This is a genomic window from Bacillus sp. JZ34, assembly GCF_053903205.1.
Window position 1 is genome coordinate 558,222 of sequence record NZ_CP096403.1, and the last position, 20,686, is coordinate 578,907.

The window sequence follows — 20,686 nt, forward strand, 5'->3', positions numbered from 1 at the left end:
CCTTAATATTTTCCGGTTCTTTCATTTAGAATAGCCAAAGTCTCTTCTTTACTCATAGGATTATGCCCTTTTTCCTCATCATAATAGAAGTGACATTCAACTTTTTTTACATACGGTTTTTGTTTTGTGAGTTCAAAAATATCTTTAATAAAAGGATTAAAATGACGGTTAATATCATGTTCGCAGGCTAGATTTTGGTAATAAATGATATTGGGAATATAATTTATTTTTTTATATAATTCCGGAATATTCATCCTGTACCTTAAATGTTGTGGAAAATCTTCTAATCCCTTTTTTTTATATGATACCTCAAACATTTTCAAGACATGGCTTTGATAATAGTTGTACACGATAGTTTGTGGATTGTTGACCAGGGCGGTCGAGCCTTTGAACAGTCCGCTGAGGAATAGAGAGGTGTATCCCCCGGCTGAGCTTCCATAGAAAGTTGTTTTCTCCGGCTTTATTTTCAATATGTCAGCGATTTTGATAACGATGTTTGAAATGGTTTCTAAATAAAAATGTTCTTCATCCCCCTGTCCCCATCCGATATTTATATTTCCTAAATAAAGGGTCGGGTCATTATAAAATATGCTGGAGCAAGCGATTTCATCTGCCCACGAATGTCTGTGGAAAACAGGAAGTGAGTGTTTTTTCGGATCGATCGCTCCGGATCCAAGGACCAACAAAGCGTCAGAGGTCGATTTTATATTCAGAAAAAATTCAAAATTAATTTGTTTATGTTCTACTATTAATATGAATTTCTCACCAAAGGCAAGAGACTCCTGTGATAAATTTTCCAATGAAGTAATTGTTTTTTTAATGTCCATAAAGTCCCCTTGTGATTAGTTTTTAATTAAAGATATCCGTATTTCTTTATTTTTGTCAAGATAGTCTGATTTATATATGAAATGACATGATGAAAAGTGTTTTTTATGACAAGAGTCATGGTTTTTTTCACATTTTTTGTATTGTTCCAAAAAAATAATAGTCTTTGCTTGAAATTTTGATATACTCATAAATGTCGGTTAAACATATCTCTTTGTAAGCCGATACAGAAAACTGAGAGATAAATAGAACAATAGAAGGGGGGAGTCTAATGAGAAAAATATCTTTAAAATTTGCAGTTTCTGTACTTTTTATCGGAATGTTGAGTTCAATCCTCGTCAATAAATCTTCAGGATATACGGATACTTCTACATATAAAGTAGAGACGTCTGCTGCGTTTCTCGGACAGGAAGACGCTGAAAAGAATTTGCAAAAACTGAAAGCAAATACTGGCTGGAATGCAGTGTATCAAAAAACAAATGATTATAAAAATGTTTATAATCTATATTCCGGTGGATTTCCTACAGAGTCGCGAGTCAAATTAAACCTGCAAGAGTTTGAAGATAGCACTGGTATAAATGCCAATTACGTGGGGATCGGATCGAAAGATTATTATTACTATGTATCAAGCGGCGGCTTTTCAGGGAAATCTAAAACGGAATCAGTCGCTCAGTCTTTTACAAAGAAAACCGGGATTTCCGCATCAGTTGAACCGATAAGTACGACCAAGGATTATTATTATCAGATAGTCAGCGGCGGGTTTGTCGGGGAATCTAAAGTGAAAGATATTTTAAGTGCTTTCAAGAAGGAAACAGGCATCGATGGTACATATAAACCGATCGGCGATCCTGAAAAGTATTACACTTTGATAAGCGGCGGATTTAGCGGCGAATCAAAAGTGAAGAATATTTTGAGTGATTTTGAACAGAAAACCGGAATCAAGGGGACATATAAGCCTGTTGGTGATCCCGAAAAGTATTATATTCTGACCAGTGGCGGATTTAACAGTGAGTCTGCTGCAACAGCCAATCTTGAAAAATTTGAAACTGAGACAGGTATTAAAGGCCGCGTACAGCCAGTGGGAGATCCTGTCGAGTACTTCAACATCAGAACCGGCGGATTTGGAAGTGAGTCTCTTGTTAAAAAACATATTCAAGAGATCAAAGAGGCTATCAACTTAACTGCTGAATATGAGCAGCTGCCAAATTCAACATCATTTAGAATTTTATTTCATGATCTCAATTCTTCAGATCGGGAAAAAGCAGAACAGTATTTGACGAAGAAAAACTGGTGGTTTTCAACACAGAAAAGTGATAAACAAACGTATGACCGCTATAAAATCGTTTCCGATCCCGTGCTCGGAATGGGTGCAGTAAATAAGGGTGTGGAGTTCTTTCAAAAGAATTCATGGTATGTGTCTTATAAAGAAACAGGAGAACAGGCATATACAAAATTCAAAATCTATTCTGAACCGATTCTTGGTGATACTCTGCTTGCCAAAGGATTAGATTTCTTTAAATCAAACAATTGGTATGCGGGCTATCAGGATACCGGGAAAACAGGATATACTCGCTTTAAAATATATTCCAATCCGGTGTTGGGAACGGGTCAGGTTAATAAAGGATTGGACTTTTTCAAAAAGAACTCATGGTATGCGGGCTACCAGAAGACCGGTGAAACCGGGTATTCATCATATCGGGTAGTATCTGATCAGGTTTTCGGCAAGGAGCAAGCCCAAAAAGGACTGGAATTCTTCAAGGCTAATAATTGGTGGGCTACAATTGTTAACACTGGAGAAACCGGATATTCCAGCTATAGAATTGAAACCGGAATGACATTGCTGTATGATGACTTGCTGAAAGCTCAAGCCTTCTTTAAGGAAAAAGGCTGGTGGAATAGTTATACAAGCGAGCGACAATACCTTTATAAAATTGTCATTGATAATATCCAGGGATACAACAATGCATCTGCAACAGCCAACCAAATAAAAAGTAATTATGGGTGGACTGTCAACATTGTCAAAACAAAAGACGGTCCCCAAATCATGTATACAGATTACGGCCTCACCCTTGGTGAAATGTTGAAAAAGCAAATGAGTGTTAACCCGCAGACAGACTCTCCGGGCTATGTATCGCTTTCTTATATCAATACGGGCAACAGTACCGTAACGGCAGACTACCTAAATGTTAGATCTTCTCCGCAAGTGGCTAGCAACAACATTATAGGTATGCTAAATAAAGGTGATAGAGTCAGTATTGTCGGCACTGAAGGGAATTGGGCAAAAATTAACATGGGCTGGAGAAATGCAAGTGAAGTTGAGACCGCGTATTATATTAATCCGAATAACTTTTCAATGGACAGCAAGTATTACTTCCAGTTTTTGAAACTGTCTCAATATGCAGGTCTATCAGCCAGTGAAATTAACAGCAAAATATTAAAAGGTAAGGGAATTCTTGAAGGAAAAGGAGCAGCTTTTGTTGAGGCATCCAAAAAATACAGCATTAATGAATTGTATTTGATCTCTCATGCTCTTTTGGAAACCGGAAATGGAACTTCCCAATTAGCCAAAGGTGTCAAATATAACGGAAAAACGGTTTACAATGTGTACGGATATGGTGCATATGATTCTTGTCCGTTGGAATGCGGATCAAGAACTGCCTATGAGCAGGGGTGGGATACTCCTGAAAAGGCCATCATCGGCGGAGCCGAACTGATCGGCAAAAACTATATTCACAGAAGCGGCTTTCAGCAAGATACACTGTTTAAAATGAGGTGGGCCCCAACGGCCAGTCACCAATATGCAACAGATATCGGCTGGGCTTATAAACAAGTAAATCGGATGTACAGCTTATACACACTGCTGGACAATTATACGTTGTATTATGACGTTCCAAAATATAAATAGGCTAAAAGATCTGACGCATTGTTGCGTCAGATCTTTTTTAAATTGAAAAAGCCATTGTGATGTTTCATCATACACAATGGCTTTTTTCTTTAATTTTCATTTCTTATCATCAAAGTATGCTTCTCGTTATCCACTACAAACAACTGCTTTTTTGTTTTGAAAAAGTATCGTTTATGATCTTTGTCAAATACAGCTTTCTCCTCAGGCAGAGATATTGTAGCCGGTTCGACGACTTGAATGTCATGGAAAACGATTGCTGATGCTTTTTGTTTTTCAATTACATAGTCGACTTTTTCATAATCGAGACGAAGGCCTGTACTCCCGTCATCGTGTTTTACTTGTTTGATTCCCTGCAAAGTCTGTTCTAGCGTTTGTTCACTCTCCCCTAAAAAAGAAAGAAAGTATTGGTAAGAAGACTTTGCTTTCTCGGGAAAGTAAGGCGAAAAAGCATTGGCACTCAATGAAACATTTTTCTGGTCTTTAGCTAAGGAAAGACTGCTTTTTTTCACAAAATAGCTTTTTCCGCTAAAATGAATTTGCGCCACTTTGGCATTTTGTGATGAAAGCGTAACTTCAGTTCCAAATGGCAAAGAAGTGGCTGTTTTTTGTTTTAATGCTTGATCACTGTATGTTGAAAGCTGCGTTGATTTGACATATGCCGGTTGATTCACCTTTGTTAAATGTTCTGTTTCTGATACAGTTTGGCGATCCTCCGATTTTTTAACATCGTTTCCCGGAATAGCCCCAAAGGAAGCGATTGTTCGCAGTGGTGTACTCACAAACATTGTTGCTGCTAACGCAATCAGCAAAATTGACAGAAAAGTGATTTGCACCGCATTCGCTATCGTTTGCGGGTTTTTATTATGTTGTAAATAACGGCTTGTTCGCTCTTCTGCCTGATCTTTTTTACGAAGCTCAATTTGTTCCTGTTGATATTTTTTCTTTTCTTTTTTGGACAACTTATTAAACCAGTCAACAAACTCTTTATATTCCTCAACAACCTGCTCGGTTTCACCAAACATCCGCATTTCGCCGTAATGCATCCAAGCAACGCGGTCGCAGAGCTTTTCTATTTGGGTGATGGAATGACTGACAAAGAAAATCGTTTTCCCACGCTTTTTAAACTCAGTAATTCGATCAATACATTTTTTGTAGAAGGTTTGGTCACCTACAGACAAGGCTTCATCAATAATTAAAATATCGGGATCAATATGAGCTGATATCGCAAAACCAAGGCGCGATTTCATTCCACTTGAATAGCTTTTGACTGGCTGATTGATGAAATCCCCAATATCGGCAAACTCGACGATTTTATCGTAAAGCTCATCAATCTCCTTGTTGGTCAGCCCCATCATCAAGCATTTAAGCCTGATGTTATCCTTCCCGCTCAGCTGGTTGTTCAATCCCGCGGAAATCGCAATCAGAGAAGGCTGACCATTCATTTCAATTTCCCCGGTTGTCGGAGGAATCACCTTTGCCAGCAGATTCGACATCGTCGATTTTCCGGAACCATTGATTCCTACAAAACCGATAGTCTCTCCTTCATAAACATCAAAGGAGACGTTTCGAACGGCATAGAAGCCTTTATCAGTTTTGTTCGGCAAGAACAATGCTTTTATCTTTTCAGACTGTCTCTCGTACAGTTGATACTGTTTTGAAACATTTCGAAACGAAACTTTTAGTTTCATCGTATTATCTCCTTACTTTATTAAAGAAAGTCAACAAACTTGTCCCTGAATTTCATATGGAGGATTGACCCCACTAACAATAACAGCAGTGTGAATATCCAGAAATACAAGGTGTATTTTATATCGCTAAAAAACCAATTGCCGTTTAAAAAGCTGTTTCTGAAGCCGTCTATAATATAAAAAAGCGGATTTAATTTCAAAACGGCCAAAATATGCGGCCTGTTGGCCAAGCTGTGCGCCACATCCCAAAAGATTGGCATCAAGAAAAACAGCAGCCTTGTACCAGCTTGAAGCAGAAATTGATAATCTCTTACTAACACACTGATTGTAGAATTGAACAAACTGAATGAAAACATAAACGCAATCATACAGAACAAATAATAAAAATATTGCAACCAATGAAGTGTCGGAAAATGTCCAGTTCCAATAAGAATCAAAACATAGATTAACGTCATTCCAAAATAGCTGAATAAATTGGAAGTAATCACAACCGCTGGTAGTGAGCTGACTGGGAAATTCATCTTAGACACAAGATTGATTCTTCTAAAAACACTGTTTGATCCATCAAGAATTGTCGGGCTGATAAAAAACCATGGGATGATGCCGGCAAGCATCCAAATAATAAATGGATAGTGGTCGATATCTGCCCTGGTGCCTTTTATTCCAGTTCCAAAAACAAACCAATAAGCTAAAATCTGTATTAACGGATTTAAAAACTGCCAAACAACCCCTAAATAATTCATTTGATACTTTGACTTTGTTTCATAAACCGCCAGCCGCATAATCAGCGGAAGCGAAGAAAATACTTCTTTAAGAACTTTTACCATAGCATTCATTCTAATCTTCCTTAGAGTTAAAGTTTTGTCTTTTTTTATAGCACCGCTCATTATTGTAACAGATCACGCGCCTTTTTTCACTTTTGACATCGACTCAAAATCGCATTTTCCAGTATATCCAGATTAAACCGATTCGAAAAATTTTTTTGTCAACCATTATCATCTTTCTATACAATTTGCTAATTCTTTTTAGCAATTGCTGTTTCACAATATCTACTATAATAATTAAAATGTTGAGGCGTTCGCCTCAACATTCGTTAACTCAAAACTTTATAGAAGGAATTCATAGCTGTTTTATTATATTCAATGTAATCAAAAGACTGCGAGCTATCAACAGGTTCGGTTCGTACTTTAACTAACCCTTGTTCAAGTCCGGTAACGCTGTCTTCAACTAAAGTTCCGTATTTTCCGTTTTCTAATACCGTTCTATTTGCAACAATATCAGTCGCCAAAATTTTCATTCCTAGCGTCATCGCTTCTAGTAATACCATCGGCTGTCCTTCATAATGGGAAGACAGAACAAAGCAATCGCACATCTTCAAAAAGCCGAATGGGTTGTCTAGCTGGCCAACTAGATATGCATGCTCTTCCAGATCCAAATCGGTTATTAATTGTTGAAGATCTTTTTTTAAAGGGCCTTCGCCTAAAATATATAACTTACTGTTTGGATAAGTTTGAACATGTGTATGGAAAGCCTTGATAAGGTTATCCTGAGCCTTTTCTGGAGAGAGTCTCCCCATATTGACAAAATTAAAGTCGCTTTCTGATGGATAAGGAATTAAAGTTTTTCCAACCTTTAAGCCGAGAGGTTCAATTTTCTCTAAAGCATTGCGCTCTATCCACCCTAGCTCTCTATCATGGTAAATAACTTTGCAATAGGTACCGTGCTGTGTTGTTGCCTCTTCAACGACTTTTACTTCTTCATGATTGAATTTTTTATAATCATCTATTATACTGCAACCTTTTACATCATATGGCTTGTTAAAAATATATTCCGTGTCACCTAAATTGATTTGTGCCTCATATTCTACTGGCTTCTCCTCTATAATGACTGTCTCGTCTATAGTTTTAAAGGCATTACAGTCCAGCCACCCGATGACTTTTTCATCTATTGAGAAAAGATAGTACGTGCCTTCTTTTGTTTTATGACTCTTGATGACTTTTGCAATTAAACCGTTGAACTCTTCAGCAGTCGATATTTTTTGGCAGCCATTATTGGGATACGCCTTAGACCAAATCATGTAGTCTTCTCCACTTGTTATCTTTGCTAACAAGTTCAACGCTTTTTCCTCCAATGTTCTGTTGTCCAGCCCTTGGATGATATCAGAATGTTTTTTGTAGTTTTTTTGTTTAATCTTATTCTTTTCCTTATTTATAATGGACTGCTGTTCATCCGCACATTCACTATCCAATTCATACTCTTTTACAATTTTCAATGCTGAACTGTCAATCCATCCTATCAAAACATCATTAATGTATATTCTGCTATAGAAAGAGTGCTGTGTTCTAACCTCTTTGTCTACCTCAACAATAATTCCTTTATATTCTTTGCTCGAACTTACTTTTTCAACATCCAAAACTTTGTATGGCTTATTCCAGATGTCGTTTCCTTTGGGGTGCTGAATAATCGCCAGTCTATTCACTTCTTTTTCAGTCAATATACTGTCCGGCAATATTTCAAGAGCACCTTCTTCCAGCCACCCGATGGTACTGCCGTTGATACTCAATTTATATAGTATTCTTCCGTCATTTGTATGGGCTTCTCTTAATATCAAGACTTCCTCATTTTCAAATTCCTTAGCTGGAGTGAGTCTGGTATTTGCCTTATCAATTAAGGTATTTACAACAAAGAAGCCATCGGCGTTTACAATCTTTGCTCTTGCTTTAAACCTTTTATTATCCACGATGTCAACATGATTCTTAGATCCATTCTCATGGGGGTTCACCGACGTCACAGAATCTGATTCAGTATGCTCAATCCCTAGAATTCTTTCGGGATTAATAGAGTTCATAATATAATCAAAATGATCCTCATCAGCATAAATGGACAGATTTTTTTTATTTAGTTCCATTGTTCCTTTTGAAACACTTACCAATTTGTCAAATTTGTTATAGATCGAGAATAGCCCTCTTAAATTGATTCTATGCGGTCGACGCCCGTTAACTAATCTCTCACTATCCGATAGAAGATCATTGTGCATATAGCAAATTTTCTTTTTTGCATCTGCGCAAACTAAGAATTTGGCCCAATATAAACTGTAACCACTAAAATCGATGACATAATCAAATTTAGATTTTCCAAACAGTCTTTGGTGCTCTCTTACATAAGCATCATTTGGATACAGCTCTTTAAGTCTTCCCTTTGCACCCCTATTATGAATCAGTTTGTCTTTGTATACCTCTGATAATGTATAGACAGGCAAACCAGGTTTAAATATGAATCTGACATTTTTATTCACCTTGTCGATATTATTGAGCACTTCTTTCTGATGGGGTGTTGCCATAAAACAGCTCACATCATATTTTTCAAAATCGATGTTACTCATTAAGTTAATGAAAGAAGTCGTAATACCGTTATTCTTCATTCCGCCGGGGTATATGAGAATCTTTTCTTTTCCTTTATTCAGATCTTTTATCACATTTACTTGCCCGCTATTTTTGAAAATCTTATCAACAACTCTTTTTGTAACATTTCCGTCGTCATAATTTGTAAATTTGGCTTTACTTTCCTGATATTTTTTTTCAAATTCCGAACTCACTTTATTTATATCTTCGATTGCCTCTGTTAGTTCCCTAACGTTATATAAAACCGGACCCGGAAGGTCTTCATTTTTTATATACTTTCCTCTTTGTTCGTTGTAATCATCTGCATCCCACATGTAAAACAAAATTGGTCGGTTGGTAACGAGAAAATCAAAAAATATGCTGGAATAATCTGTTATCAGTATATCAATAGTACTTAACAGCTGATTTGTATCCACAAAATCTGGAACAAGTTTTCCTTTAAGTTCTTCTGATTTGACAGCCGTACTATATAAGAAAGGATGAACTTTTATAAGAATATTGTATTCAGCACCAATTTTGTCTTCCAGATAATTCATGTCTGCTACGATTTGAAATACATCATTTTTTACTTTTGAAACACTTGTCCCTTTCCAGGTAGGTGCGTATAAAATTGTTTTCTTTTCAGTCTCAATCTGTAAATCCAATTCCTTCAGAAACTTTTTGAAGTTTTCAGGAACTGTATTAAGTGTCAAATCAATTCTTGGATAGCCTTCTTCAATAATCTCGCCTGTGTACAACCCTTTTAGTTTATAACTGTTGACAAACATATTTGTAGTATGTTTATTGGGACTTAATAAATAATCTGTACTGATAAAATTCCTTACAACATTTTGCGAATGCGCGGGATTCCCCGGAATATCAAAACCCATGCTTTTGAGCGGTGTTCCATGCCATGTATTGATATATACTTGTTCTTTTTTACATGTGAAAAATGACTGAAAAGTTGAGTTGTTAATCAAATATTTTACTGAGGCTAAGTACTTTAAATATTGTGTTGAATTTCTTTTAACAAATTCAACATTCGGCATATCTTTATACTTCGAAATAACAGGTTCAAGTGCATGAAAGTCTTCTACTGACCAAATATGCTTGTAATGCTTAAATTCCGGATTTTTTGTTAAGTATTTAAAAATTGCAAAAGGGCTGTCAGTAATGCTCTTTCCATCACGGCTTTCGTATAATATTGTGTTATCAATAACATTCAGCTTTTCGTAAAATTTAGCATACTGATTATTTCTTCTATGATTTGTTTTCTTCATATAGTTTTCGAGAGGATCTTTAATAAATTTGACTTTTCTTTTCAAAATTTTTTTATTCATTCGTTCTCGTATCTCCTTGCTTCTTCAAAATTACAGAGGTATTCTTTATATAATCTTCATGTCATTAAATTAAGCATTTGCTGTAATTTTTCACACCTTAAGCATTTATGTGCCCTCCAACTCTTATATTGATCTATAAAAACATCTCAGTATAGAATGAAATTTGCATATGATGATGATTGGCAAGAAAAAAAGAAGTAACAAACATCACTTCTAATAAAAAACTGCAACTTTTAAATTCAATGTAAAGCACATAGTTAGTATTTCGCTATTTTGAAGCCGGATTTTTTGACTATTGAAGATCTTTATGGTAGAACTTATAATAGCATAAGATTGTTTAAAAGTTAAGACTATTTATTTTCCCGACAGTTATTCAAAGGCTAACTGATCAGTTTATGAATGTTCCATTATTTTTTTATTAACATTCAGGTTGAAAGCCACTGTATTATACAGTGGCTTTTTTTACTACTTAAAAATCTTCTCTACTACTTTTTCAGACGATCTGCCCTCTTCCAAGTAGCAAAACTTCTGATAAAAAGGCTCAAATACATCAGGCAGGTGATAGCCGGGTGCTTCCGTTTCCTTGATCTTTTCAAGGACGGCATCCGTCGTTTTGACGAGCGGGCCTGGAGCTTCTTTTTCAAAGTCAAAGTAAAAGCCGCGCAGCTTGTCGCGATACGTTTCAATGTCGGGAACAAAGAAAATCATCGGACGCTTCAAATTCGCAAAATCAAAGAAGACGGAAGAATAGTCCGTGATCAGCAAATCAGACACCATGTAAAGCTCGCGGATGTCCTCATAGGATGAGAAATCGTATGCAAAACCTTGGTATGGCTCAAGGTCGAAGTTTTCGGCAACTAAGTAGTGCATCCTGAGGACGATTACATAGTCATCGCCAATTTCCTGTCTCATTTTCGCCAAATCCAAATCAAGGTCAAATTTGTATTTTCCTTTTTTATAAAACTGATCATCACGCCATGTCGGCGCATAAATGATCACTTTTTTGTCAGCCGGCAGCTTCATTTTCTCTTTTAATGAACGAACCGTTTCGGCATTGTTGTCCGTGTGGAGAAAATCGTTTCTCGGATAGCCTGATTCAATCATCGTTTTATTGAATTGGAATGCACGGGCAAAGATTTCTGTAGAATATGCGTTCGGTGAGATCAAATAATCCCATTTTGCTGCTTCCATAGTGAAATTCTTTTTGTAATTTTCCGTGTTGGTGCCAGGCATATGCACTTCATCCATATCGACAGCAAGACGTTTCAGCGGTGTGCCGTGCCATGTTTGAAGATATGTGGTGTGCTTCGGCTTTGGAATCCATAAAGGCATTCGGCTGTTTACAACCCAATATTCGGCTCTTGCCATGGCAAACAGCCACTTCAGGGTAAACCTTTTGATGTAAGGAATGCCTTTTTCCTCAAAGATATCCGTGTAATCCCGATTTACGCTCCAATACATTTCGTAATCCGGTTTGTTCTCTGTCATATATTCGTAAATTGCGCGCGGATTACAGCTGTACTGCTTTCCGGCGAAACTTTCAAAGATAACGGTCTTCTTTTTCACTGGCAATTTTCCAGCCAGTCCAAAGGTGAAATAATACGCTTTTTTCAAGCCGTTGCCTATCTTTTTCTTTAGCTTGTTTTTTCTTCTGCGGAAAAAGGAAACAGTCCGGTTCTTTTTCCCAACAACGAAATAAACAGCCCTTGTTTTAAATGTATAATCATTCATTCTTAAGCGCATACATCTCTTTTTCTTTTGCGGGTAGACATGAAAACGCGCCGGACCTTTTTCCGTTTCAATGACTGTAAACTGGCTATTTTGCGGGTTCGCTTTGTTTTTCAGCATTAGCGGTTTTGTTCTCTTGATAGCTTTTTCGCCCGTTTCAGGGTCTTCACCGATAAATTCGATGTGAAACTGGAACATGACAGGCATAGCGTTTTCTTCATAAAGCTTTTTGAGATTAATGTGCACCTTAAAGTTTGCTGTTTCATTATCCTCTAATGGGTATTCGAAAACCTTTTTCTCTTCGGCGTCACCGACCTCTTTTAGAATAAGGCATCTTTGCTTGGCAGTTGCCTTTCCATCCTCATTTAGCAAAAAAGCGTATCCTTCAAGGGTGAGTTCTCCATCAGTGTTTAAATCGATATCAGTTATTTCAGCAACTGTTTTTTTGGGCAGAACTTTTAACGAGAGATTTCCTTTCTTGGTTGTATAAGGAAGAAAAAATACCTGCTTTTGCTCATCCCATTTCCAAGATAGTTCAATTGGCTGAAACTTCGTCTGTATTCTTTTCTTTAAAAGGTCAGCTTCCGCTTCACGGATTCCTACGTAGAAGTCGATGCATCCTTTGTCTTCGACGTGTTTAGAAAGAGCATCTAAACGAAGTTCCGCACGATATATTGCTTTTTCTTTGTCTATCCTTTCACAAAAAGCCGGCAGCTCCGCTTTTGTTTTGCGGTTCACTGCCAACAGACTGATATTATCGGCGGATACTGAATAATCTAAAGAGAAATCGAGGAGAAGCTGCCAACCCTCAATTTTCAGGTTTACTAATTTGAATTCTATTGGAACTTCCTTAACCATAAAATAAGTCTACTCCTCTTTTTTCAAAATCATCGACAGATAATCTTCTGATTATTATACATAAGATGAACTGAATATTCATCCCGTAGCAAACAGTTGTCAGGGATTACCTTAGGAGGGCATCTCCGAATCTGTTTGCAAAGTCCATGAATAGTTGCCTTTTACGGTAATATAAGGTTCAACTTTATATTTTGCCACTAAGAAAGGAGAGGGCATCTCTGTTTGGTCAACAGACAGCCGTTTTAATATTGTAACTTGTTCACGGTTGCTGATAGCCAAATAAAAATCAATTGTTTTAGTGTTATTTGCTCTGACTGTTTTAACATGAAAATGTTGATCAAGATCAATATTAAATCGGTAGACATCTGACCTTGAAACGGGTTTCTCAGGAGAAGAAGCGCATATAACAACCGCATTGTTTCTTCTGTCAAGCCCGACAAGCTTTAAATTGTAGCCTTCATCAACCTGAACCTGAGCCTTGAATTCAATGATCAAATTTGATTCATCTATTTTATGCTCTCTCACAGAGAACGCTTGTTTGCCTGGAAAAATCCCTTTTAATTCTTGTTTTTCTTTTTTGACCTCAATCATTTTTTGAAGCGCGTCAGACCAACGCTTCATATAATGTTTTGTCGTATACTTATCTGCTGTCTCAAATGCACACTTCGAAAATTTTTCATGAAGTTTTTCGTTTTTCATAAGCAAAACTATTTTTTCCGCAAGCTGTTCAATATTATATTTCTCGACGACGAAGCCGTTTTCATTATCCTTAACAAGGCTTCTTGCACCGTAGTCATAGTCGTAAGTAATAACAGGGCAACCGTTACCTAGAGCTTCCATATTAGAAAGGCCGAACCCTTCAAAATGAGATGTTGAAATTGTAAGCCACGCCTTTTGAAACTCGTTATCTGGGTTATTGGTATAACCTTTCAAAAAGACGTTTTTCTGCAAATTGCAACTTTCAATTTCCGCTTTTATTTTATTTTCCGCTCCGCCTGAACCGAAAATTTCCAATCTGGCTTCAGGAATTTCATCTACAACAAGCTTAAAAGCTTTAATAGCATGAGTCAGATTTTTCGATTCAACTAATCTTGAAATGATAACCGCTTTATTCTTTTCACTTTGGGTTTTTAAAACCTTTTTATCAAGCGATTTGTCCATGGTATGTGGAGTATAGAAGAATGTTTTATGCTCTCCGACTATCCTCTGGAAATCTTCTTTCTGCTCTTCAGTGATAAAAAACACGGCATCAAGATTATATAAATGACTAAATAATTCTCGGTAACGCGGCTTTACATGAAGTGGATTATCTCCATAATGTTTGCTGTGTATAATTGCAGCGTAATAAGAGGAATCTGCTTTCTTGACTCTAAATACATGTTTATCTTGCCGTCTGCTATCAACCAGGAAAAGCTTTGGGTGATCTGTCTCTAATTCAAGAACTTCAATCCAATGCCGCCGCAATTCTGATTCATCGGAAAACTTCAATACTCCATTTTCTGAATACCAGTTAATACTTTTCAGTTGAAGCTCGTTTTGACCTTCGATAAAATCATAATGTTTATCCAGATAAACATTATGATTATCATTAATAAATTCCTGGCAGTACAATCGGCCGGTCTCTGTATTAAAATAAGATACACGGCACAATAACCCTTGTCTCGTATACTCTTCTCTTTTAAATCGTTTTTTTTTCATTATTCAAGTAATCTATACTACAAATTGATTTTCCATCTTCGTAAAAGTTATAGTTAAGGTTGCTTTTTTGTCTTCGGAAAATTTTGCTGAATTTAGCAAAAAAAACGATTTTTATTGTGATTTTTTATTTCGTTTAAACTGGTTTTTTCAGAAAATAATCGGCCATTAGTATTTTTGCTAAGAAAGTCATTATACATATTTAAAATTCGAGTGAATTTCGGGTGGACTTTCTCATTTTCATAAAGCTGTTTTTTTTTAGTTGAAAAATCTTTGTCAAATCCAAATGTTAAAAAGGTTGTAGGCGTCTGAGATAATTTTCCGAACAACTTGGAACGTAGCAGTAGCGACTTTGTCAATCCTCCATAATCGTGAGGAAGGTTTCCTGAAATAAAATAATAGGTCATATTAGGAATAGCTATTCCCTCATTCTTCAAGGGATCACTTTGTTTTTCGCCCAATTTTTTTCTCCCTTTCACTGTAAGCTGGCAATTCGAACTTCTCATTTTAATTCAACAAAAAGTACTTCTTAAAAAAAGATAAGAAGTACTTTTCGAAAGAATTATATAACTTACAGTGGCAAAATGCCAGAATTTATAGGCCGGCGATTTCCTCTTTGATTTTCGTTGTCGAAATTCCTTCAGTTCTTGGCAGGTAGACGACTTCACAGTGTTCTTTTAAGAAATCAAATTTTCCTTCCCAGTCATCCCCCATGACAAAAACGTCAATATCATGGTCGATGACATCCTGGACTTTCTGATCCCAGCTTTTTTCCGGGATGACTTCATCGACGTAACGGATGGTTTCCAGGATAAGTTTGCGGTGCTCATAGCTATGGTAAGCTTTTTTCTGTTTTTGAAGGTTGAATTCGTCCGTTGAAATCGCTACGACAAGATAATCGCCTAACTGTTTGGCGCGCTCCAATAATTTGATATGTCCCCAATGCAATAAATCAAACGTTCCGTATGTGATGACTTTCTTCATGTTAAATTACTCTCCTTCCTAATCTATAACTCCACAAACCACTATGATTAACTTTCAAAATTGCTCTATCCGAAAAACACGTATACTCTTCACTAAAAAATTTTTCCTCATGTCTTCACTGATCACTTATTATAGCACATTGCCTATTAAACGTTAAGCATTGTAAAAAGCAAATGAAATTCCAAATTTTGTTTTAAAATTTATCTCTTTTCATCTGATTTCTGAAGACAGCGTAAAAAATCTTAATCTGTTGTAAAGTTATTGTTAAGCTTTTATGAATCATCTATGTTAAAATATACGTTAGACCGATGGGATTTTTGGGCTGAACCACTTTCCTAAGACATTTTCATTTCGTTTAAACATAAATTTGAACTTTTAAATCGGGAGGAGGAGTTGATGTTGCAAACGGAACGTATTTATAACCTGTCATATGTAAACGCCGATTTATCCGGCTTTTTGCATCATCTTGAGAAGTCATACATTAATCGACGGGTTGGAGCTTATATCGCCACCGTCAATCCTGAAATCGGATATGCAGCAGCAAAAGACAGCAGCTACTGCGACGTGTTGTCAGCAGCGGATTTTATTCTGCCCGACGGAATTGGCGTCGTGATGATGTCAAAGCTGACGAATAAGCGATTAAAATCAAGAATTGCAGGCTATGATGTGTTTATCAACCTGCTGAAGATCGCCAACGACAAAAAGAAAAGGATCTTTTTGTACGGCGCGAAGAAAGAGGTCAATCAAGCCGTCGTGGACCGTATTTCATCTGAATACCCGGACATCACTATTGCCGGTTGTTCAGACGGCTATGCAAAGGACAAAGAAGCGATAGCTAAACGCATTGCGAAAGCTAAACCTGATATGGTGTTCGTAGCCCTTGGTTACCCGCATCAGGAAAGGTTTATTTGTAAATATAAGCATCTGTTTCCAAAGGCCATTGCAATCGGGCTTGGCGGAAGCTTCGATGTTTTCAGCGGCACGGTAAAACGTGCGCCGAACTTGCTGATCCGTCTGAACCTTGAATGGCTGTACCGACTCGTGACAAATCCCTCAAGATGGAAGCGGATGCTGAATATACCGAAATATGCTTTTACGGTTCTGAAAGAAGAAAGGGTTCAAAAACAGAGCTACTATCCTGAACAGGTAAAAGAGCAGTCAAAACAAATCGATGCATAGAAAGAGATTAGGTTGAATCATGAAGATACGTTCTTTGTTTGTCATGTTTTATTCGGGTGTTCTTTCGATGGTCAGCTTTATGCTGACATGGGTAAGGCCCCAAAACAGAGTTGTTCTTCTCGTTTCCTTCCCTGATAACGCAAGAGCGCTCCTAAATGAATATGAGGAAACGGCCTGTCCGTTTGAACTGGAAATGCTTTATACACGGCATGCGGTTTCCCTTGCAAATGAATATCCGTCTGTGTCATCATGTTTCATCAATGAAAAAAATCCTTTTCATTTGATGCGGGCCGTTTATAGCATGTTCAAAAGCAAATGTGTAATTACGGATAATTATTTTTTGCTGACAAGTGTGCTTCGTAAACGGCCGCAGACAAAGTGCATCCAGGTTTGGCATGCGAACGGCGCGCTGAAGAAGTTCGGGCTGGAGGATATCGGAAATTACCGCAGAACATCCGCAGATATCAAGAGGTTTAAAAAAGTATACGCCTCATTTGACTATATCACTGTCGGATCGGAAAAGATGGCGGACATTTTCAAGCGTTCATTCGGCGTTAAGGATGAGCACATATTGCGGACGGGAGTTCCCTTGACAGATCAATATTTTAAAGATGAGGCACGTCCTTATGAATCTTTGGACCAAAAAGCCATCCTTTATGCCCCGACATATAGAGACTATAATATGACAAGAGTGAAACTCCCTTTTTCAAAAGAGCAGCTCTCTGAAGATTTAAAGGGAGAATTTTTGCTTTTGGTTAAGCTGCATCCTGCTGTCCGTGAGAATATCAGACTTGAAGAATATGAAGGTATGATAAAAGACGTTTCAGACCTTCCGTTAAAGGATCTGCTACATGTAAGCGACGTGCTGATATCGGACTATTCCTCGATCCCTTTCGAGTACGCCCTGCTCGATAAACCGATGCTGTTTTACACCTATGATCTTGAAGAGTACGATAAAAAACGCGGTTTGATCGACGACTATGAAGCGGTAATTCCGGGAAAGGCCTGCCGCAACCGCGACATGCTTCTTAACGAATTAAAGAACATTCACCATACGTATGAAGAGGTTAAACGGTTTTCAAATGAGTGGAATGAGTATTCAAGTGGTGATTCCAGCAGGAAGTTGTTGAATTTTATTAATGAATTGTGCAGATAAGAATTAAACCGAAGTGTTTAGAATGCATTAAAAAACTGGCATAAGAGTGTGCCAGTTTTTTTGCGTTTATTATATTTCTTCTTTATTTAAAAGATTTTCTATAAAAGGAACAAGTTTAGTTTTAAGTTCAGGATCCTGCATGGCGAATTCAAGGGTCGTTTGAATAAAACCAAGCTTTTCACCGACGTCATACCGCCTGCCCTCAAAGTCATATGCAAAAACGCGCTGAATTTCATTTAATTTTTGAATCGCGTCCGTCAATTGGATTTCTCCACCTGCTCCAACTTCCTGCTTTTCTAGATACATGAAGATTTCAGGAGTGAAGATATAGCGGCCCAGGATTGCCAAGTTGGAAGGGGCAGTTCCCGATGTTGGTTTTTCAACAAAGTTCTTCACTTGGTACCGGCGTCCTTCTTTTGTGAGAGGATCGATGATTCCGTATCGGTGTGTTTCGTCTTCAGGTACCTGCTGAACACCGATGATGGAAGAAAGGGTTTTCTCATATTCATCCATGAGCTGGCGAAGCCCCGGCGTTTCGGCCTGAACGATGTCGTCTCCGAGCAAAACGGCGAAAGGCTCATTGCCGATGAAGTTGCGAGCACACCATACGGCATGTCCGAGTCCTTTTGGTTCTTTTTGTCTAATGTAATGAATGTCCGCCATATTGGAGGCTTTTTGAACCTTTTCAAGTAGCTCTTTTTTTCCTTTTTCCTCAAGATTACGTTCCAGTTCAGGCGCGTGATCAAAATGGTCTTCGATGGCGCGCTTTCCTTTACCGGTTACGATAATGATATCTTCAATACCGGAGTCGATTGCTTCCTCAACTATGTACTGGATCGTCGGTTTGTCGACAATGGGGAGTATCTCTTTTGGCATTGCTTTTGTCGCTGGTAAAAAGCGGGTTCCAAGACCTGCCGCAGGTATAATGGCTTTTCTTACTTTTTTCATTAATAAAGCACCTTCCTTAAAGTGGATGTGATCATACAATAAACTTTACCACAATTCGAGCATTTTCACACGTATCATAGAACAAAGCAGTTATTATGTTTGTTTAGGAAAAAAACGTTGATTAAATGGTTTATGTTGTTATAAGGTCCCGGCACAGGTAATTGCTTGATAAGGTGCTTGATGAGTTTCAAACTGGACCTGATTTTGTTTTGAATATCATTGAAAGAACAGGTGATATTGGCCGAAAAGGGGTAAAACCCGGAACGTTAAAGCTGGTCGGAACGAATGAAGAAGATGTTTGCGAACTGACAAAGCTGCTGAATAATTATGACGAGTATCAAAGAATGTCAAAAGCTTCAACTCCATACAGTGATGGAAACGCGCTGAAACTCATCGTTGGCGAGATTCTTTATCGTTTTGGGCTATCGGCCGGACAAGCTTCTTCCATTTCATGAACATAAAACGAGCTCCGCATGTTATGAGCGGAGCTCGTTTTGTTAATTCTTAAGCGCAAGGCTTTCTTTTAATTTTTTTGAAATCGATTCACGGTCGCTTTCGTCGACCTTATAGTAATAGATTCCGTCAATTTTGGTTCCCTGGCCTTTAAGTTGATGTTGCACGACATTGTTTCGAGCCGATTTGTAGTTTGACTGAATATCCCACATATTGTCAAACGTAAGGTTTGTTTTCACGTTGTCTTCGATGACCTGGAACATATCGCTGAATTTCGTTACGGAAGAGATATTGGCCCCTTTTTTGATGATGCCTTCAATGACCTGACGCTGACGTTCCTGCCTTCCGAAGTCTCCTCTTGGATCCTTTTTTCTCATCCGGGTGTAAGCAAGCGCTTCTTCCCCGTTCAACGTGATTTCGCCTTTGCTGAATGAATGCCCGTCATAATTGAAAGCAAATGTGCTGTTCACCGTAATTCCACCGAGCGTATCAACAATATTCCTGAAGCTTTCCATATTCACTTTCACAAAGTAATCTACAGGCACGTCCAAAAAGTTTTCAACCGTATCGACGGTCATTTGGGTTCCACCGAAGGCGTAGGAGTGGTTAATTTTGTCCATCTTTCCTTTGCCGATGATTTCGGTGTACGTATCACGCGGTATGCTTACCATTTCTGTTGTATTCGTTTTTGGATTCACCGTCATGTAGATGAGGGAATCAGCCCGTCCTTTATCGCCTTCCCTTTCATCAACTCCCATGATTAAGACTGCGATTGGATCTTTGCTGTTAACATCCACCTGCTTGTCCCGTTTATCAGATTTTCCGATATCCTCATGAATGCTGGCGATGGTTGAAGCTGCTTTGTTCCATAGGTAGTAGGCATAGCCGCCGGTACATAAAACGAATAAGCCAATAATCGTTAAAATAATGAAAAGGATTTTTCTTTTCTTTTTTCTTTTTTCAGCTCTCATCATTTTCCTCGCTTTAAAGTTTTTATCATCTGATTTGATTATAAATTTTAAAAATAATAGAAACAACTAATTTTTTTCATATCTCTAGTTTTAATATTACAAGTAGATTAAATAGCACTTAAGAATGTTACAAAGAGGCGCTTCCTTCTATAAAATTATAAATGTTTGTCGATAAAAAACAAGAGGTGATGAAAAATGAAGAAATTTGCGGCATTTATGTTCTTTATGCTTCTTCTGGCCGGATGCGGTACTGCCGAACAGGCGAAACAAGGCGAGCAAACCGACCAGGTTCAAACGGATCAGGTTCAAACGGAGGACGGTACGTTCGTGGGACAGGCAGACACTCATACGATTGAGGTGAAAATAAACAACGAGCCTGTCAGCTTAAATATTGCCGGTGACTATGTAGGGGATATTGACAAATTTACAGACGGACAAAAAGTAAGAGTGACTTACAAAAAGACCGAAAATGGACAGCTTGAATTAAAGAAAATCGAAAGCGAGAAATAAATTAAGTTTGTCAATGAAGAGAGACTTTTTGGGGCCTTGAAGAAAACGAAGCAAGCGATGCTGTTT

The 20,686-nt window shown here is 37.7% G+C and carries 15 protein-coding genes; 5 read left to right on the forward strand and 10 right to left on the reverse strand.

The genetic code is table 11. The annotated features are described in order from the left end of the window. Nucleotides 1–2 precede the first annotated feature (2 nt). The gene (locus tag M1D90_RS02700) at nucleotides 3–827 is read right to left on the reverse strand and encodes a hypothetical protein (RefSeq protein ID WP_025810689.1); all 825 of its coding nucleotides are present in this window, start codon (nucleotides 825–827) and stop codon (nucleotides 3–5) included. Nucleotides 828–1,096: 269 nt separating this feature from the next. Between M1D90_RS02700 and M1D90_RS02705 the strand changes: the two genes are divergently transcribed. Beyond that, a complete protein-coding gene (locus M1D90_RS02705) occupies nucleotides 1,097–3,730 on the forward strand; it encodes an N-acetylglucosaminidase (protein WP_023857177.1) in 2,634 nt (877 codons plus the stop codon). Nucleotides 3,731–3,819: 89 nt separating this feature from the next. Here M1D90_RS02705 and tagH read toward each other — a convergent pair whose 3' ends face one another. The 7 genes from tagH to tagD all read right to left on the reverse strand — a co-directional run bounded on the left by tagH (nucleotide 3,820) and on the right by tagD (nucleotide 15,403). Next, nucleotides 3,820–5,418 carry a teichoic acids export ABC transporter ATP-binding subunit TagH gene (gene tagH / locus M1D90_RS02710; RefSeq protein WP_023857178.1) on the reverse strand — a complete coding sequence of 533 codons (1,599 nt, stop codon included), beginning with the start codon at nucleotides 5,416–5,418 and terminating at the stop codon, nucleotides 3,820–3,822. A gap of 20 nt (nucleotides 5,419–5,438) precedes the next feature. Next, nucleotides 5,439–6,254 carry an ABC transporter permease gene (locus M1D90_RS02715; protein WP_023857179.1) on the reverse strand — a complete coding sequence of 272 codons (816 nt, stop codon included), beginning with the start codon at nucleotides 6,252–6,254 and terminating at the stop codon, nucleotides 5,439–5,441. A 257-nt stretch (nucleotides 6,255–6,511) separates the two neighbouring features. After that, nucleotides 6,512–10,138 carry a CDP-glycerol glycerophosphotransferase family protein gene (locus tag M1D90_RS02720; protein WP_023857180.1) on the reverse strand — a complete coding sequence of 1,209 codons (3,627 nt, stop codon included), beginning with the start codon at nucleotides 10,136–10,138 and terminating at the stop codon, nucleotides 6,512–6,514. A 465-nt stretch (nucleotides 10,139–10,603) separates the two neighbouring features. Next, nucleotides 10,604–12,724, reverse strand: coding sequence for a CDP-glycerol--glycerophosphate glycerophosphotransferase (locus tag M1D90_RS02725; RefSeq protein ID WP_023857181.1), 2,121 nt, complete (start codon nucleotides 12,722–12,724; stop codon nucleotides 10,604–10,606). A 111-nt stretch (nucleotides 12,725–12,835) separates the two neighbouring features. Beyond that, complete coding sequence (locus tag M1D90_RS02730; RefSeq protein WP_456283120.1) at nucleotides 12,836–14,422, reverse strand: glycosyltransferase; 1,587 nt, start codon at nucleotides 14,420–14,422, stop codon at nucleotides 12,836–12,838. Nucleotides 14,423–14,514: 92 nt separating this feature from the next. Next, the gene (locus M1D90_RS02735; RefSeq protein WP_456283121.1) at nucleotides 14,515–14,880 is read right to left on the reverse strand and encodes an alpha-glucosyltransferase N-terminal domain-containing protein; all 366 of its coding nucleotides are present in this window, start codon (nucleotides 14,878–14,880) and stop codon (nucleotides 14,515–14,517) included. Nucleotides 14,881–15,013: 133 nt separating this feature from the next. After that, nucleotides 15,014–15,403, reverse strand: a complete 390-nt coding sequence (gene tagD, locus M1D90_RS02740) for a glycerol-3-phosphate cytidylyltransferase (protein WP_023857183.1) — start codon at nucleotides 15,401–15,403, stop codon at nucleotides 15,014–15,016. 399 nt (nucleotides 15,404–15,802) lie between these two features. Here tagD and M1D90_RS02745 point away from each other — a divergent pair, with 399 nt between their 5' ends. Then, nucleotides 15,803–16,582, forward strand: coding sequence for a WecB/TagA/CpsF family glycosyltransferase (locus M1D90_RS02745; protein ID WP_456283474.1), 780 nt, complete (start codon nucleotides 15,803–15,805; stop codon nucleotides 16,580–16,582). Nucleotides 16,583–16,601: 19 nt separating this feature from the next. Beyond that, nucleotides 16,602–17,738 carry a CDP-glycerol--glycerophosphate glycerophosphotransferase gene (locus tag M1D90_RS02750; protein ID WP_023857185.1) on the forward strand — a complete coding sequence of 379 codons (1,137 nt, stop codon included), beginning with the start codon at nucleotides 16,602–16,604 and terminating at the stop codon, nucleotides 17,736–17,738. A 69-nt stretch (nucleotides 17,739–17,807) separates the two neighbouring features. Here M1D90_RS02750 and galU read toward each other — a convergent pair whose 3' ends face one another. Next, nucleotides 17,808–18,686 carry a UTP--glucose-1-phosphate uridylyltransferase GalU gene (galU, locus tag M1D90_RS02755; protein WP_023857186.1) on the reverse strand — a complete coding sequence of 293 codons (879 nt, stop codon included), beginning with the start codon at nucleotides 18,684–18,686 and terminating at the stop codon, nucleotides 17,808–17,810. Nucleotides 18,687–18,895: 209 nt separating this feature from the next. On the opposite strand from galU, the gene M1D90_RS02760 reads away from it, so the two are divergent. Further along, a complete protein-coding gene (locus M1D90_RS02760; RefSeq protein WP_126430466.1) occupies nucleotides 18,896–19,141 on the forward strand; it encodes a hypothetical protein in 246 nt (81 codons plus the stop codon). Between the two features lie 42 nt (nucleotides 19,142–19,183). Here M1D90_RS02760 and tagU read toward each other — a convergent pair whose 3' ends face one another. Further along, nucleotides 19,184–20,110, reverse strand: coding sequence for a polyisoprenyl-teichoic acid--peptidoglycan teichoic acid transferase TagU (tagU, locus tag M1D90_RS02765; protein ID WP_268460852.1), 927 nt, complete (start codon nucleotides 20,108–20,110; stop codon nucleotides 19,184–19,186). A gap of 195 nt (nucleotides 20,111–20,305) precedes the next feature. On the opposite strand from tagU, the gene M1D90_RS02770 reads away from it, so the two are divergent. Beyond that, a complete protein-coding gene (locus M1D90_RS02770) occupies nucleotides 20,306–20,620 on the forward strand; it encodes a hypothetical protein (protein WP_214485290.1) in 315 nt (104 codons plus the stop codon). Nucleotides 20,621–20,686: the final 66 nt, after the last annotated feature.

Bases quoted from the DNA above. Each gene is read 5' to 3' on its own strand.
- M1D90_RS02720 (WP_023857180.1), bottom strand. From the start codon at position 10,138: ATGAATAAAAAAATTTTGAAAAGAAAAGTCAAATTTATTAAAGATCCT.
- M1D90_RS02730 (WP_456283120.1), bottom strand. From the start codon at position 14,422: ATGAAAAAAAAACGATTTAAAAGAGAAGAGTATACGAGACAAGGGTTA.
- M1D90_RS02725 (WP_023857181.1), bottom strand. From the start codon at position 12,724: ATGGTTAAGGAAGTTCCAATAGAATTCAAATTAGTAAACCTGAAAATT.
- M1D90_RS02770 (WP_214485290.1), top strand. From the start codon at position 20,306: ATGAAGAAATTTGCGGCATTTATGTTCTTTATGCTTCTTCTGGCCGGA.
- tagH (WP_023857178.1), bottom strand. From the start codon at position 5,418: ATGAAACTAAAAGTTTCGTTTCGAAATGTTTCAAAACAGTATCAACTG.
- tagD (WP_023857183.1), bottom strand. From the start codon at position 15,403: ATGAAGAAAGTCATCACATACGGAACGTTTGATTTATTGCATTGGGGA.
- tagU (WP_268460852.1), bottom strand. From the start codon at position 20,110: ATGAGAGCTGAAAAAAGAAAAAAGAAAAGAAAAATCCTTTTCATTATT.
- M1D90_RS02705 (WP_023857177.1), top strand. From the start codon at position 1,097: ATGAGAAAAATATCTTTAAAATTTGCAGTTTCTGTACTTTTTATCGGA.
- galU (WP_023857186.1), bottom strand. From the start codon at position 18,686: ATGAAAAAAGTAAGAAAAGCCATTATACCTGCGGCAGGTCTTGGAACC.
- M1D90_RS02715 (WP_023857179.1), bottom strand. From the start codon at position 6,254: ATGAATGCTATGGTAAAAGTTCTTAAAGAAGTATTTTCTTCGCTTCCG.
- M1D90_RS02750 (WP_023857185.1), top strand. From the start codon at position 16,602: ATGAAGATACGTTCTTTGTTTGTCATGTTTTATTCGGGTGTTCTTTCG.
- M1D90_RS02700 (WP_025810689.1), bottom strand. From the start codon at position 827: ATGGACATTAAAAAAACAATTACTTCATTGGAAAATTTATCACAGGAG.